14 protein-coding genes and 2 pseudogenes are annotated in these 14,112 nt (G+C 64.9%); 4 read left to right on the top strand and 12 right to left on the bottom strand.

Features of this window, described 5'->3' with window-relative positions; genetic code table 11:
* Positions 1–140: 140 nt before the first annotated feature.
* Positions 141–1,859, bottom strand: coding sequence for a 3-ketosteroid-delta-1-dehydrogenase (locus tag B8W69_RS19410; RefSeq protein ID WP_085291398.1), 1,719 nt, complete (start codon positions 1,857–1,859; stop codon positions 141–143).
* A 101-nt stretch (positions 1,860–1,960) separates the two neighbouring features.
* Between B8W69_RS19410 and B8W69_RS19405 the strand changes: the two genes are divergently transcribed.
* Together B8W69_RS19405 and B8W69_RS19400 are read left to right on the top strand one after the other, a co-directional pair.
* Positions 1,961–3,085 carry a 3-ketosteroid-9-alpha-monooxygenase, oxygenase component gene (locus B8W69_RS19405; protein ID WP_085291397.1) on the top strand — a complete coding sequence of 375 codons (1,125 nt, stop codon included), beginning with the start codon at positions 1,961–1,963 and terminating at the stop codon, positions 3,083–3,085.
* On the top strand, positions 3,085–3,387 hold the full coding sequence (locus B8W69_RS19400; protein ID WP_085291396.1) for a ferredoxin: 303 nt from the start codon (positions 3,085–3,087) through the stop codon (positions 3,385–3,387). The genes B8W69_RS19405 and B8W69_RS19400 overlap by 1 nt, the downstream gene beginning before the upstream one ends.
* A 20-nt stretch (positions 3,388–3,407) precedes the next feature.
* Here B8W69_RS19400 and B8W69_RS19395 read toward each other — a convergent pair whose 3' ends face one another.
* The 8 genes and pseudogenes from B8W69_RS19395 to B8W69_RS30955 all read right to left on the bottom strand — a co-directional run.
* Positions 3,408–3,731, bottom strand: coding sequence for a DUF732 domain-containing protein (locus B8W69_RS19395; RefSeq protein WP_085291395.1), 324 nt, complete (start codon positions 3,729–3,731; stop codon positions 3,408–3,410).
* 158 nt (positions 3,732–3,889) lie between these two features.
* A complete protein-coding gene (locus B8W69_RS19390; RefSeq protein ID WP_085291394.1) occupies positions 3,890–4,504 on the bottom strand; it encodes a PaaI family thioesterase in 615 nt (204 codons plus the stop codon).
* A gap of 254 nt (positions 4,505–4,758) precedes the next feature.
* The gene (locus tag B8W69_RS19385) at positions 4,759–5,151 is read right to left on the bottom strand and encodes an SDR family NAD(P)-dependent oxidoreductase (RefSeq protein ID WP_085291393.1); all 393 of its coding nucleotides are present in this window, start codon (positions 5,149–5,151) and stop codon (positions 4,759–4,761) included.
* Positions 5,148–6,224 (bottom strand): hypothetical protein, encoded by a 1,077-nt coding sequence (locus B8W69_RS19380; RefSeq protein ID WP_085291392.1) that lies wholly within the window; start codon positions 6,222–6,224, stop codon positions 5,148–5,150. Before B8W69_RS19380 ends, B8W69_RS19385 begins: the two co-directional genes overlap by 4 nt.
* Positions 6,225–6,386: 162 nt before the next feature.
* Complete coding sequence (locus tag B8W69_RS19375) at positions 6,387–7,328, bottom strand: alpha/beta hydrolase (protein WP_085291414.1); 942 nt, start codon at positions 7,326–7,328, stop codon at positions 6,387–6,389.
* Between the two features lie 24 nt (positions 7,329–7,352).
* Positions 7,353–8,213 (bottom strand): annotated as a pseudogene (locus B8W69_RS19370) (SDR family NAD(P)-dependent oxidoreductase); the annotation flags it as partial.
* Positions 8,210–8,689 carry a nuclear transport factor 2 family protein gene (locus tag B8W69_RS19365; protein ID WP_085291391.1) on the bottom strand — a complete coding sequence of 160 codons (480 nt, stop codon included), beginning with the start codon at positions 8,687–8,689 and terminating at the stop codon, positions 8,210–8,212. The pseudogene B8W69_RS19370 and the gene B8W69_RS19365, both read right to left, overlap by 4 nt.
* Positions 8,690–8,768: 79 nt before the next feature.
* Positions 8,769–9,039, bottom strand: a pseudogene (locus B8W69_RS30955) (AMP-binding protein); the annotation flags it as partial.
* Positions 9,040–9,141: 102 nt separating this feature from the next.
* On the opposite strand from B8W69_RS30955, the gene B8W69_RS19355 reads away from it, so the two are divergent.
* Positions 9,142–11,070 carry a flavin-containing monooxygenase gene (locus B8W69_RS19355; RefSeq protein WP_085291390.1) on the top strand — a complete coding sequence of 643 codons (1,929 nt, stop codon included), beginning with the start codon at positions 9,142–9,144 and terminating at the stop codon, positions 11,068–11,070.
* Entirely contained in the window at positions 11,067–11,954 is an 888-nt protein-coding gene (locus B8W69_RS19350; RefSeq protein ID WP_085291389.1) for an SDR family NAD(P)-dependent oxidoreductase, read from the top strand. The genes B8W69_RS19355 and B8W69_RS19350 overlap by 4 nt, the downstream gene beginning before the upstream one ends.
* A gap of 6 nt (positions 11,955–11,960) precedes the next feature.
* Here B8W69_RS19350 and B8W69_RS19345 read toward each other — a convergent pair whose 3' ends face one another.
* From B8W69_RS19345 to B8W69_RS19335, 3 genes are all read right to left on the bottom strand, one after another.
* Positions 11,961–12,584 carry a Dabb family protein gene (locus B8W69_RS19345; protein WP_085291388.1) on the bottom strand — a complete coding sequence of 208 codons (624 nt, stop codon included), beginning with the start codon at positions 12,582–12,584 and terminating at the stop codon, positions 11,961–11,963.
* Positions 12,577–12,924 carry a hypothetical protein gene (locus B8W69_RS19340; RefSeq protein ID WP_085291387.1) on the bottom strand — a complete coding sequence of 116 codons (348 nt, stop codon included), beginning with the start codon at positions 12,922–12,924 and terminating at the stop codon, positions 12,577–12,579. The genes B8W69_RS19345 and B8W69_RS19340 overlap by 8 nt, the downstream gene beginning before the upstream one ends.
* Before the next feature lie 238 nt (positions 12,925–13,162).
* Positions 13,163–13,990: an IclR family transcriptional regulator gene (locus B8W69_RS19335; protein WP_085291386.1), complete on the bottom strand. Its 828-nt coding sequence runs from the start codon at positions 13,988–13,990 to the stop codon at positions 13,163–13,165.
* Between the last annotated feature and the right edge of the window lie 122 nt (positions 13,991–14,112).

Raw genomic sequence — 14,112 nt, 5'->3', positions numbered from 1 at the left:
CCACACCTGGACCGAGGCCAACCGCGAATCAACACCTTCCATCACCCCGAGAAACTGCTCCGCGATGGAGACGACGACGACCCCAGCCCGAAGGCGGCGGACACGTCGTAGATCGCCTAGTGCTGATGCGGGCGATCCGCTTAGTCCGGCTGCGCCGCGCTCGTGCCCGCCGCCTCCCGCGCCGCGATGTAGCCGTACACCAACCCCTGCGCGATCGTCGCCCCCGCGCCCGGATACGTCGTGCCGAACGCGTTGGCAGCGGTATTGCCGATCGCGTACAGCCCGGCGATCGCGCCGCCGTCCTCGCGCAGCACCCGCGCCCGATCGTCGGTCTTGAGCCCACCGCAGGTGCCCAGGTCGGACAGCACCATCTTCACCGCGTAAAACGGGCCGTTGACCAAGGGGCGAAGGTTCGGGTTAGGCTTGATGGTCGGATCCCCGTAGTAGCGATCGTAGGCGCTGCTACCGCGGCCGAAGTCGGGATCCTCACCGGCGGCGGCGTTTTGGTTGAAGCGGGTCATCGTCGCAAAGAACTCCGATACACCAACGCCGATTCCGGCGCCCAGATCGGTGAGGTTGTCGGCCCGCACGGCGATACCGCCGTCATACCATGCCTGTGGGATGCGCATCCGCGGAAAGAGTTCGGCGCCAAAGACATAGCTGTTGCGGTACTGCTGATCGAAGATGATCCACATCGCCTCGACCGGGCTGCCGGAGCGTTCCAGCTCGAGCACCCGCTGCCCGAACGACATGTAATCCGCGGCTTCGTTGGCGAACCGGCGGCCGTGCTGGTCCACGATCAGGCAGCCCGGCAGCGAGCGCTCAGCCAGCATCACAGCGGGCGCCTTGCCGGGCAGCGGCGCGACGGCGGGGAACCACCACGCCTGATCCATCAGATCGGTGTCGGCGCCGATATCCTGGCCCGCGCGGATTCCGTCGCCGGTGTTGGCGGCGGCGCCCAGACTCAGGTTGGCGCCCAACGATTCCGACTGGAATTTCCTCCGCATGTCCATGCGGTGGTCGAAGCCACCGGTGGCCAGGACCACGCCGCGCCGCGCGCTGATCGTCACCTCCTCCCCGCCGTGCTCGACGACCGCGCCGGTCACGCGGTCGCCGTCGCCGGCGAGGCGCGCCAGCGTGGTGCCGGTCCACACCGGGATACCGGCGCGTAGCACCCCGGTGAACAGCCCGGCCATCAGGCCCTGCCCGCCCGCGGCGTAGCGCCGGCCCACCATGCGGCCGCCCACGCCCTGTGCCAGGCGCTTGCCGTAGACGGGAATTCCCTTGCGCGGCATCCGGGCCACCAGGTTCATCCACCGGTAGTCGGCGCCCGTCGTCGGCATCGGGACCGTCACCTCCATCAGGCCGGGCTCCAACCGGGTGCGGTACTCGCCGAGCAGCGACGTGTCGAAGGGATGGCACTCACAGGTGCGCCCCGCCGCGCTGCCGCCCGGCTCCTCCGGGTGGTAGTCGGAATAATCGCGGGCCCAGAACAGCCGCAGCGGCGTCGTCCGGCGCAGCATGTCCACCGTCGCGGACACGTGTGCCACGAACGCCGCCGACCGCTGCGCGGGCGCCGACCCCGCGACCACCGAATCCAGGTACGTCCTGGCGCGCTGCACGGTGTCACCGGCATTCGCCTCGGTCAGCACCGGGCTGGCCGGCAGCCACAGCGCGCCACCGGACCGGGCGGTCGAGCCGCCCACGTACGACGATTTCTCCACGATCAGCACCGACAGCCCCAATTCGTGGGCGGCGAGCGCCGCGGCCATGCCGGTACCGGACCCGACGACGAGCAGGTCGACGGCGGTGTCGGCCACGGGAAGTCCGGCAGGAATCGTCGCGCTGTGCGTCGTCACGTTCAAAACGGTAGGCCGCGGCACCGCGACACAGGAAGAGCCGTCCTGATGAGCGGAACAACTGGCCCCGCGGACGGGCCCGGGGGAGTTGAATCAAGCCCATGACGTCGCACACCGAGGCCGACCAGATTCGGTTCATTGAAGCTCAGGCCGCGCCGACGCGGTTCGCCCGCGGCTGGCACTGCCTGGGGCTGACCAGGGATTTCGGGGACGGCAAACCCCACGCGATCAACGCCTTCGGGCAGAAGCTCGTCGTCTTCCGCAGCGGCGACGGGAACATCAACGTGCTCGACGGCTACTGCCGGCATATGGGCGGCGACCTGTCCCAGGGTGAGGTCAAGGGCAACGAGATCGCCTGTCCGTTCCACGACTGGCGCTGGGGCGGCGACGGTCGCTGCAAGCAGGTGCCCTACAGCCGGCGCGCACCCAAACTGGCCCGCACGCAAGCGTGGACGACGCTGGAGCAGGACGGCATGTTGTTCGTGTGGAACGACCCGGAGCGCAAGCCGCCGCCACCGGAGGTGACGATCCCGCGCATCGAGGGTGCCACCAGCGACCAGTGGACCGACTGGCATTGGTACACCACCGTTGTGCAGAGCAACTGCCGCGAAATCATCGACAACGTGGTGGATATGGCGCACTTCTACTACATCCACGGCGCGTTGCCCACCTACTTCAAGAACATCTTCGAGGGGCACGTCGCGACGCAGTACATGAACGGCGAGGGCCGCCCCGACATGGGCGGCACCGAAGGCGCTCAGATGCTGGGCAACACCTCGGTGGCGTCCTACTACGGCCCGTCCTTCATGATCGACGACCTGACGTATCACTACGAGTACGGCGACGCCAAGACCATCCTCATCAACTGCCACTATCCGATCGATGCGAATTCCTTTGTGCTGCAATACGGCATCATCGTGAAGAAGTCGGAGGCGATGCCCGGCGAAGAGGCGATGCGAACCGCGATCAAACTGGGCGACTACGTCAAGCTCGGTTTCGAGCAGGACGTCGAGATCTGGCGGCACAAGGCGCGCATCGACAACCCGTTGTTGGTCGAAGAGGACGGACCGGTCTACCAGTTGCGGCGCTGGTATCAGCAGTTCTACGTCGACGCCGCCGACGTGCAACCGGACATGGTGGACCGCTTCGAATTCGAGCTCGACACCACCCGGCCCTATGAGGCGTGGATGAAAGAGGTCCAGGCCAACATGGCGGCCCGGGCCTGATGACGCTGGAATCGTCGGTGCGCGAGGACAATCGGCTCGACGAGATGCCTATGGTGCCGGTCGCGTGCCGGGACTGTGAGGCGCGGGTGCTGGCCCGCAAGAGCAGCTGGAATCAGACCAGTGTGCAGTGGAACGCCGAGGCGACGGCGCGGTGCGCCGAGCGCGCCGACGCGCAGAAGATCGTCGCACCGGGGAGCCGGGGTGTATTCTTGGTGTGCTCAGCGCTGAGCGCGTCGATTCTGGACGCCGTACGCCATGGAGATTTGTCCGTCGTCGACGAGAAAGATGGTGCACCAAAGTAATTCGGGGGCATGGGGTTCGCCTATCCCCGAGGGATCTCATCCTTGTGCCGCGGGCAGTAGGAGTAGATGCTTTGGGCGACGAAGAAACCGGTGTGAAACTCGGGTAAACCGCTGCTGGCCAGCACGTCCTGCATCACCTCCATGGGCGTTTCGCCGGTGTCGAGTCGCGCGCAGACGTAATGGGCGGCTTCGATCGCGTGTCCGGCCGAGGCTTGGTCGATGATGCCCTGCGCCTCCAGCGCCGCCAGGAATTTCTGGTCGGTCGTGTCGGCATGGCTCAGCGGCGCCGCTGCCAGCAGGGCGACCGATACCGCCGCCACAGCGAATAGCAGACGGTTGACCATGTCGCGCTTCCTGAAGTAGATGGAACCGAATCCGATGGCTGAACCGGCGCTTCGGCTGTTTCGCCTCGATTTTGCCGCATTGCATGACTGCGTTGTGCGATCATCGGCAGTTGCACCCGGTGTGTTGACCCGCCGGCAACCCGCGCCGGCTGGTCTCGTCAGCGGGTGGTGTCACTCAGAGGTTCTGGCTCGCCCAGCCCGAGGTGTTCGCGCGGCGTGATGAATACGCCCTCGGCCTCCACCGTGACACCGTCGACGTTGCTGAGATGGCCGGTCGCATACGTCTTGCTGCCGTCGATCCGCTCCACCCGGGCCTCGGCACGCAGTGCGCCCAAGCGCGTGGGGCGCAGATAGCGCACGGTGATGGTGCCGGTGTAAGCCGGTTTATTCGGCTGGTGTGCCGTCGCGCCCAGGACATGGTCCAGGATTAGAGCGCACATGCCACCGTGTACATGGCCGGGCGGCCCCTCGTAGCCCGCGCCGAGGTGCACGTCGGCATGAACGCCGCCCTCCGTGTCTTGCTGGACGACTAGTGGCGGAGCGATCGGGTTGTGCAGTCCGATGGCCACATTGCCCGCGACGACGGTTCTGCCGTCTGAGTCGGTGCGCACACCGAACGACCCAGGCATGAGTCGCGTGCTCAACAGGTTGACGGTTTGGTCGACCAGAGCCAAGGCGTGCGCCACCGCGGCTTCGTCGGCCTCGCTGCGAATGGTGACGTCGATTAGTCGTCGCACCGACTGCGCGAGCCGCTCGCGGAGCGTGTCAGTCATTCGCGCCACCGCTCTCCGGGCATGTCGCATAGCAGCGTCTCAGTGAGTTCGACTGAGTCACACAGATTTCCGGCCGCTGCAAGTGCATAGCACTTGAACGCTCGCGCCGCTGGACTTAGCATTGCTGCACCCTGGCTACCGCGCGACGGCGGTGGCGGCAATGACATCAAGTCGATATCGCAAATACTCGTCACCCGGCGTTCTTGCTCGGTCAGTCGCGATCTCATTGCGTACTTTCACAGTGACAGCCGTCCTCAGGCGTGCGCGCCGCCATCGATGCGGATTTCAGTGCCCGTGATGAAGGCGCCGTCGTCGGAAGCCACCATGGCGATCACTGATGCCACCGCGCTGGGATCCCCGACCAGTACCTCGAGGCCGCCGAGCTCGGCCAAGGCCGCGCTGACCGCTGCCGCGACGGCATCCTCCGACGAGACATCGAGTACGGCGGTAGTCAGTCGTGCGCCCGTGCCGGCTTCTTCGGCAACTGTTGCGGTGTGCGCCAGCCCCTCAGAGGACGCGTCGTACGCGACGACTGTGGCACCCTCGTCGAGGATCCGCGCCACGGTGGCCTGTCCGATCCCGGAACCGGCACCGGTGACGATGACACGACGGTCCGCGAAACGCTGTAGTGGGCATGCCTTAATCATGCGAGCTCGAAAGCGCTGATCGGCGCCTCTTCGGGATAGACGGCGGGTCCGCCCAGATCGTAAGCGGCGTTGAGCGCGCCGATGAAAGCCGCGTCGTGCAGCGGTTCACCGGGAATGTCGATCCTGATCCCTCTGGTGTTGAGGTCGTCGACCATCATGTCGATGGCCCGCTCGGCGGTCAGGTCGTCCGAGCCCTCCATGTTCTTCTCCAGCTCGTCGAAATCGGAGAACACCTCGGCCGACCAGTGCACCAGGAACCGCAGCTCGTCCGTGCGGTGGCGCGCGATCACGTCTTCACCGTTCTTCAGCAGCCAGTGGTCGCGGTCGTCAGGATCGCCGGTGAACACCGTGTCGAACGCCAAGCCGGCCGGAATCTGTTGGTCTAGTGGGCCATTCGCCTCGCCGCGGTGCACCATCATTTCGTTCTGCACCACGACGCCGCGGTTGTTGATCGGCGGCAGGACTCGCTTGGGCGCCTTGAGTGGCCCGTTCGGCCAGTAGGTGAATCCACTACCGCCATCCAGCGAAAACCAGGTGATTACCTGCGCCATTTTGATCAGGTAATCCCTGAAAAGCCCCGACTTGCCCATGACACTGGTGAGCCAGGTCGGCGCGTTTTCGTGCCGCACGCCGCGGAAGCTTGGCGAATCCAGGTGCCCCGGATCGCGATTGGCGCACGGCCCGTTGATGTTGAACAGCATCAGCTGTGGTTTGGCGTACTCGGCGTTCCAGTAGCTCTTGGCCATCTTCAGGAATCGCGCGTTATAGAAGCAATCATGTAGTTGCGGATACAGCGCCGCGCCGTAGTTGGCCAAATAACCGCGGAACGTCGGGGTGAGGAAGAGGTCCAGCGACGGCGTGAACCCCCCGGGGAAGGCGCCACTCATGGTGGCGATCAGTTCGTCGGCGGATGCGAAGTGTTGCGCGATGATCAGCTTCCACGGGCCTTCGGCGCGTACGACGTCGAGGAGCCGGTTCCGCTGATCGTCGGTGTAGACATCGCTGATTTCCCGGGGCGGTGCGGCGGGGCGCAGGATGTCGGACAACTCCATCCGCCGCTCGTCAGTCAGCATCGAGATCTCCTTCTGAGTGACACTCGGTCATGTCGCTGCGATCGATCCTGGCCGTGTTAGGACGGCAACGAGCAACTGATGTCCGGTGATTGGGAGGAAAATTCCACTCGACGGGCCTCGTCGCGACTCGGGCACGCCCGCGCGATGTTCCGGTGCCGGTCGTCAAAACGGGAGTGGATTCGCGAATTTCGCCCTGAGCAGCGCGCCGATCTCGGCCAGCGCGAGGCCGGCACGCGCCACCGATTCTGAACGCATCAAAAAACCGTGGTACACACCGGGATAACGAGTGACGGTCGTCTGCACCCCGGCATCCCGCAACCGCTCCGCGTACCGTTCTCCCCAGTCGCGGATCGGATCGACCGCGGCGGTCGCCACGATGGCCGGCGGGAGGTGAGACAGATTGGCGGCGTACGCCGGCACGAGATACGGATGATCGGGCGGCCCGGTTCCCGCATCGGCCAGCCCGTGCATGTAATGGATGTCGTCGAGGCTCAACATGGGCGCCGATTCCAGAGTCGCGAGCGATGGCACCGTCATATCTCTATCCACAGCCGGGTACAACAACACCTGGCAGAACAACGGCGGGCCGCCTCGGTCACGGGCAGCTAGGGCGACTGCCGCGGCCAGCGTGCCACCCGCGCTGTCGCCGATTACCCCGATTCGCGTTGGATCCAGCCGCAATTCGGTTGCGTTCGCGGCGACCCATGCGGTCGCGCTGAACGCGTCGTCGAACTGTGCTGGCGGTGGGGCTTCTGGTGCCAGGCGGTATTCGACGGCGACGATGGTAGCACCAGACGACTGTGCGAGGTTGCGGGCCAGCGGCTCGAAGGAATGGTTGGACCCCAGCACCATGCCACCACCGTGGAAATAGACCAATCCCGGCGTATCGACGTCTCGGGTCGGCCGGTAGATGCGCAGTGGAAGCTCGCCATCAGGGCCGGTGATGCAGTGATCGGTCACTTCGGCCAAGTCCGGCATCGGCGGCAGTGGCGTTGATTCAAGCGAATCGCGCACCGCCGCAAGACCTCGTTGCCGCATCGGCGCGACGGGGCCTAGGGACGCCACCCTGGCAGCGGCATCGGGGTCAAGGGGCGGCACGCTCATTGTAGTGGGGGATCGAAGTAGTGGGGGATCGAAGCGGCGTCTGGTGCGCAGCGTTGGTGGCCGCTGTGCCGCAAGCACGTTGGCTCGCTCGAGCATCGCATTTCCCACGAATTCGGGTTGTGTGAGGAGATAGAACCGCCCTTCGGCGGCCTGCTCGAACACCACTTCGGCGGCGGTGAGCGGATCCATGGCATCGGCCTTGATGTCGAGCATCGCCGACCGCTGAGACTCTGCCGCAGCACGGTCGCTCGCGTCGTCGGCGTCGACACCGCCGGCCGACTCGAAAATGTTGGACACCACCGCACCAGGCAGCACGGCCTGGACGTGAATGTGATGGCCGTGTCCGGCTGTTTGAACGTCAAGATGTAGACATTCGGTCAACGCCAATACCGCGTGCTTACTCACGATGTAGGGCGCCTGCAACGGAATTGACACCACCCCGCCGACCGACGACAAATTCCACACCCACGCCTGCTCGTCGGTGGACATCATTCTGGGGAGAAAGGCCCGCACACCGTGGAAGACACCGCTGATGTTTATGTCGATGACGCGCTTCCAGTTGGGAACGGGTGTGTCCCACAGGTAGCCGAACTGTTCGACTCCCGCGTTGTTCACCAGTAGTCGTACCGCACCGACATCGCGGTAGGTCTTCTCGGCGAGCGCCTGCACGGCGTCGGGTTCGCGAACGTCGCACATAACGTCTAGCGCTGCCCCTCCCGCCACGCAGATCTCGTCGCGCAGCGCGGCGACGGCGTCGGCGTCGATGTCGGCCAGCACCACCGTCATCCCCAACCGGCTGGCGTGTCGAGCCAGTCCGGCACCGATGCCCGCGCCGGCGCCGGTAATGACGGCGACGCCGCCAGAGAATGTTTCGCGAGCGCTCACGAACCAGCGGCGCTGTCGGCGGTGAGCTCGGACAGCAAGACCGAGTTGGTGGTGTCGAGAACAATGTCCATTTCGGTGAACTCCAGCCCGTCGGCGCCGCGGCGCACGCCGACATTCGCTACGCCGCTGGAAACCGCGAACGGTAAGAAGTTTGCGGTCTGATTGACGAAGATATAGAACCGCGCGTGCGTGATGTCACCATCGGTACCCGTGCGGTGCACGTTGGTGGCGTGGTGGCGCAGCGGGTACGGACTTTGTTTGCGGTGTTCCGACATCCATTCCATCACGGCAGCGCGACCATGCAATTCGGGCGACATCAGTTCCTCGAATGGGCTTGTGCCCGAATCGCTTCGCGTCACGTAGCGCACGTCCTCGGCGTAGCGTGCTGCAAGCTCGTCGTAGTGCGCCTCGTCGTAGTGGTACCAAAACCCGGCGATAAAATCCTGCAGGTCGGACAGCGTGAGGTGGTTGCTCATGGCGTCAGTCAACTCCCAGTGTGGTCATGCAACCACCGGGATGCCCGGTCAGTGGAACACGGCCCGCGAGCGGTGCGCCCTCGACGACGAATCCACTGACTCGGCTGTGACCGAGGATGTACGAGATCTCCTCAGCGGTGAACATCAAAACCACACCGGCGCGCGCCGTGGCGAACACCAGGACCGCATACTGCCAACAGTTGTGTGCCAGCAGGGCGATGCGGTCGCCGGGCGCAAAGCCATTGTCGTGCAGGGCGGCTGCGGTCCTGTCCACCAAAGCGTCGAACTCAGCGAACGTGAGAAGGACATGCGATCACAGCATCGAGTTCAGAGGGGTGCACGCGTTGCATACGTCGGAGGGTAGGCCGCGATAGTCGAGACGGAGCTTCTCATCTCCCGCTGAGTAGACAGAGCAGTGCCCAAGCCGCTTACCCGCTCCGATACTGAGTGCCATGACCTCCGCCACCGAATCGACGTCGCCTCCCGGCTCGGCCGCGCTCGATGTCGAGGAACTGCGGGCGCACCTTCGCCAGGCCGACCCCGGCGTGCTGGTCGCGGTCCTGGCTCAGCTGACCGGCGACTCGTCTGTGATCGAGAAGTTCGGGCCTAAGATTTCCCACGTCCCCGATCCCCCCGAGCGGGCCGGCGTCACCGATGACGATACCGCGGAGGAATTGGTGGGCGCCCTGGTTGCCGCTCTGGTCGAGAGCCGGCAAGCGAGTGCTCCGCCCATCGATGACCCCGAGCTGTTCAGGCGCTTGCTTCCGCTGGCTCTGGGATCGGAAGTGGACGACGAGTTCGTTCCGCTGCTGCTCGAGCAGGGCGGCTTTCAACTCTCAAGGCCGACGCTGCCGCGAACGGTGCCGATCCCCGAAACGACGAATGTGGTGATCATCGGTGCGGGCATCGCCGGCATCGTCGCCGCGCTCGCGGCCGCCGAAGCCGGGGTTGGCTACGAAGTCTTCGATCGCAACGCCGAAGTCGGTGGGACGTGGTTGACCACGACCTACCCCGGCATCGGAGTCGACACTCCCTCGGCGTACTACTCGCTGTCGCGCGAGGTGAATCCCGAATGGACGAGCTACTATCCGCAGGGCGCTGAGTACCAGGCCTATCTGGTCGCGCTGGCCGACAAGTACGGACTGCGTGAGCACATACGATTCGATACCGAGGTGACGGCGTTACGGTGGGATGAGGACTGCGCTCATTGGCAGATCCACTCGGTTGACCGCGACGGTAAGCATGACGTCACTCGCTCGCGGGTGGTGATCACCGCCGCGGGTTACCTCAACCGGCCGCGTTGGCCGGAGCTACCGGGCCGGGACACGTTCGCAGGCACCAGCGTTCACTCCGCACGGTGGGACGCATCTCTAAACCTCGCGGGCAAGCGGGTGGCGATCATCGGTGCTGGTTGCACAGCGGTGCAAATTGTTGACGCCTGTGTGGACGAAGTCGAGCACCTCACAGTCTTTCAGCGCCAGCCGCACTGGGTGGCGCCGCGTAAGCGGCTGACCGACGACGTCCCCGAGTACCGCCGTTATCTCGGCCGTCACGTCCCGCACTACGCCAAATGGAACAGGCTGAAGTCCTACTGGGGCACGGCGGACAACAACTATCCCGTCATCCTGCGTGACCCGGAGTGGGCGGAAACGCATCTATCGATCTCGCCCGCGAACGACGTGCTCTTGCGTATGTGTATGGACTACATCAACACAACTTTCGGTTCGGGAACTGAACTGGCGAAGAAGGTGACGCCGGATTTTGCGCCTTACGGCAAGCGGATTATCCGTGACCCAGGTGGTTACTACGAGGCTCTGACCCGTGAGCACGTCGATGTGGAAGCCAGTGAGCCGGCCGCGGTCAACGCCAAAGGTATTGTCACGCAAGACGGTAGGCAGGTCGATCTCGACGTGATCATCTATGCCACCGGGTATCACCTTGATTTCTTGTCTACCATCGATATTCGCGGCCGCGGCGGGCGGAGGCTCATCGACGAGTGGGGTGACAGCCCCCGTGCCTACCGCGGCGGCACCGTGCCGGGCTTTCCGAACCTGTTCATCAACTCAGCCCCGAACTACAGTCCCGGTCACGGAGCCGGCGCTAATTTCTCGATGGAAGTGCTGTCGCACTACGTCATCGAATGCCTGCAACTGATGGCGCTGCGCGGCGCGACGACGATGGAGGTCACACAACAGGCCTACGACGACTATGTGGCCGCCATCGACGAGGCCATGGCCGACACGGTGTGGTGTCACACCCCGAACGCGCACACTTATTACCGCTCCGGTTCGGGGCGGGTCGTAGTGGCCACTCCGTACCGGCTGGTGGACCTCTGGCATGAACACCGAGCACCGATCGAAGAGCACTTCGAGTTGCGATGACCCAGTTACTCTCCGGTCGAACGGCCTTGGTCACTGGCAGCAGCCGGGGGATTGGCCGGGCGATCGCGCAGCGACTGGCTGCCGAGGGCGCCACCGTGGCGGTGACGGCGCGAAACCACACACCCTCGCGATCCACCCGGGCGGGACTAGCTGCGGTGCTGCCGGGAACGATTGATGAGACGATTGCCCTGATCGAGAACGCAGGGGGATCGGCGTTCGGGCTGGCCGTCGACCTCGAGGACAACGGTGCCCGCGCTGGTCTGATCGACCGGGTGCTCGAACGCACCGGCCGTATCGACATCCTGGTCAACAATGCGGGCTTCGCCGACTACTCGGTGATCGAGGCGATGAGTCTGGAGACGTTCGACCGTACTGTGGAGCACTACCTGCGCACACCTTTTGTTTTGACGAAAGCCGCAGTGCCCCATATGCGCAAGCAAGGCGCGGGCTGGATCGTCAACATCGGGTCGGTGACCGGTGTGGCGCCGGTGAGGCCGTACCGCGACTACAACAAGACTTCGGGCGACGTGATCTACGGGTCCGTGAAGGCCGCGTTGCATCGCTTCACCCAGGGTGTCGCGGCCGAACTGCTAGATGCCAACATCGCGGTCAATTGCGTGGGCCCATCGACGGCGGTTCGGACACCCGGTGCCGCACAGTTGATTCCCAATTCGTTTCCGACCGAATCGGTGGAATACCTGGCCGAAACAGTGCTGGCAATGTGTCACCTTTCCGCGGCTGAGCGCACCGGCTTGGTGGCATTCAGCCTGCACTATCCGTGGTCGCAGCAGTTGCAAGTTCGCACACTGGACGGCAAAGGCGAGCTACCCGCGCTGGAGCCGCCGACGACGGCCAACCCGAACATCCTGCCGGCGGGGGTCTAGCTGGATTCAGCTCAGCACCGGATCGGTGATCGCGCAGAAGCTGTGGCACACCGGATTCCGGACGATGACTTCGGGGCATTCGGGATCGAACCAGCGGTCCACTACGGCCCAGTGGATCGGGTGCATCAAGTACGCGCCCGTCAGCCCTTCGACGTCGGTGAACTCCTGCTCGAACACGTGGGTCCACTCTTGGGTCCCGACAGCTTGCTCGACACGGCTCAGCTGCCAGGCAGTGATCGCCTTGATATACCGGGGCATCAAGCGCAGCTCATCTTCGAAGCGGGCAATGGTGCCGCCGTCGGTGCCGGGAAGCACACACAGCAACAGCGTGCGATAGACGGTGCCGGTTGCGCTGGTGCGGGAAGCCGCGCCTGAATAGCAGGCGCCATTGATGGCGATGATCGCGGGATCATTTAGCAGTCCCGCGAAATCGGCCTCGGCGGAATGCCATTGGCTTTCCGCACCGAAGCGCAGGTGCACCAGGACGTCGCCGCCGTTGCGTCCGCCCGGCAGCGTCGGCTCGGCGAGTCGGCATTGCGCCCCGGTGGTTGCGGCGACGGCGCGCACAGCGGTCAGCACGCGCTCGCGATCCTGCTCGGCGACGTCGAGCAGGCGGGTCACGCTATACATCGCAGAGTCGATCGACGTCGTTGGCCGCGGCGGCCACGCTGCGTCCGCGCGTCTCGACGAGATCGCCGATGCCTTCCCACCATGGCCCCAGGTTGGGGTCCGGCCGGCCCTGCCACGTCATCTCCCACCAGGCCTGCAGGCTGGGTAGTGACCAGGTGACGGTCACGGTGTTGGATTGATCGTCGAACCAGATCGGCGGACTGACAAGGACGTTACGCAGCGTCATACCTCGGTCGCGTGCGGCTGGGGCGTACTCGTTGAGGTAGGTGTCCACAAATTCCCTGGCACAACCAGGGCGCGTGATGACACGGTCGACGACAAATATCTCACCGTTAGCCATATGCAAAGGGTATGGCGCTGTCTCGCGTTGGACACGGGTAAGTCCCGTCTACCGGGAGGCGCCGTTACCAGGTGGGGTGGCCCGGGGCCACGTTCACGACAGGACCAGAACCAGTTTTCATAAACCGTCGATTGCTTCAGGCCGCCGATGCGGGTGTCACCCGGGTGTCACCGAAATACGCACGGCGGGAAAGTGATACCGATTTGACGCTCCGGCGGATTAGGAGAGCTATCGAGGTTTACGCGTACTGCAACACGGGCCGCGGCGCCGGGCGCAACGGACGCAAGGGTTGCAGGGTCGGGGCGACGCGTTGCGGGCCGTCCTCGGCGTGCCGCCAGATACCCATTGCGGTCATCCGGACAGGGGCGATCAATCGCTGGTCGAACATCATTCGATTCATCGGCCCGCACACCGACACCGCCGCTATGACTTCCTGGGCTTCACCTGGTCCGCCGATCGGTGCTGCCACACAACCGAATCCGAGCAGCGATTCCTCGCGTTCGAAGGCGACACCGTGCGCGCGCACCCGCGACAACTCGACGGCCAGCTGCGAGCCGGTGGCAATCGAGTACTTGGTCTTGCGGACCCGCAGGTCCACCGGCGCGTCCTCGTCGCGGTAGGCCAGCATCGCCTTCCCGACGGCGGTGCAGTGCGCGGGCTGACGGCTGCCCACCCGCGTGGGTATCGGCGCCAGCGGCGAGTCACCGACCTTGTCGAGGTAGACCACGTCGGGGCCGTCCAGAACCGCGAGGTGAACGACGAGCCCTGTGGCGCGGTGTAATTCGCCCAGCAGGGGACCGGCGGCACGCACCAGGCGGTCCTGATGCACGGCGAGCGAGCCCAGCTCGACCAGGCGCATGCCCAGCTCGTAGTCGCGGCCGCTGCGGCGCAGCCAGCGCAGCTGCACCAGGCGCTCGAGCATCCGGTGGGCGGACGAGCGCGGCAGGCCGGTACGTCGGACGATCTGGGCCAGCGTCAGCCGGCCGGGCCCGTCGAATGCATCCAGGACGAGCGAGATGCGGTCGATGACCGCCGTGGGCGTAGCTGCTTCGGCAGTTGCTGGCATCGACGCCTCCAAGGATATCTAGCTGGAATATTCCTATTAGGAATATCTGTTTTTACCACACCCGCGTGGTCCTTTCACACATGACACGAAAACCGCCGCCGGGCGCGGTGGCGTCCGACGGC

The sequence above is a fragment of the Mycolicibacterium vulneris genome (genome assembly GCF_002104765.1).
In the GTDB taxonomy this organism is placed as follows: domain Bacteria; phylum Actinomycetota; class Actinomycetes; order Mycobacteriales; family Mycobacteriaceae; genus Mycobacterium; species Mycobacterium vulneris.
Note: the sequence above shows the minus strand (reverse complement) of the source record. Positions and strands in the feature narration are given on the sequence as shown.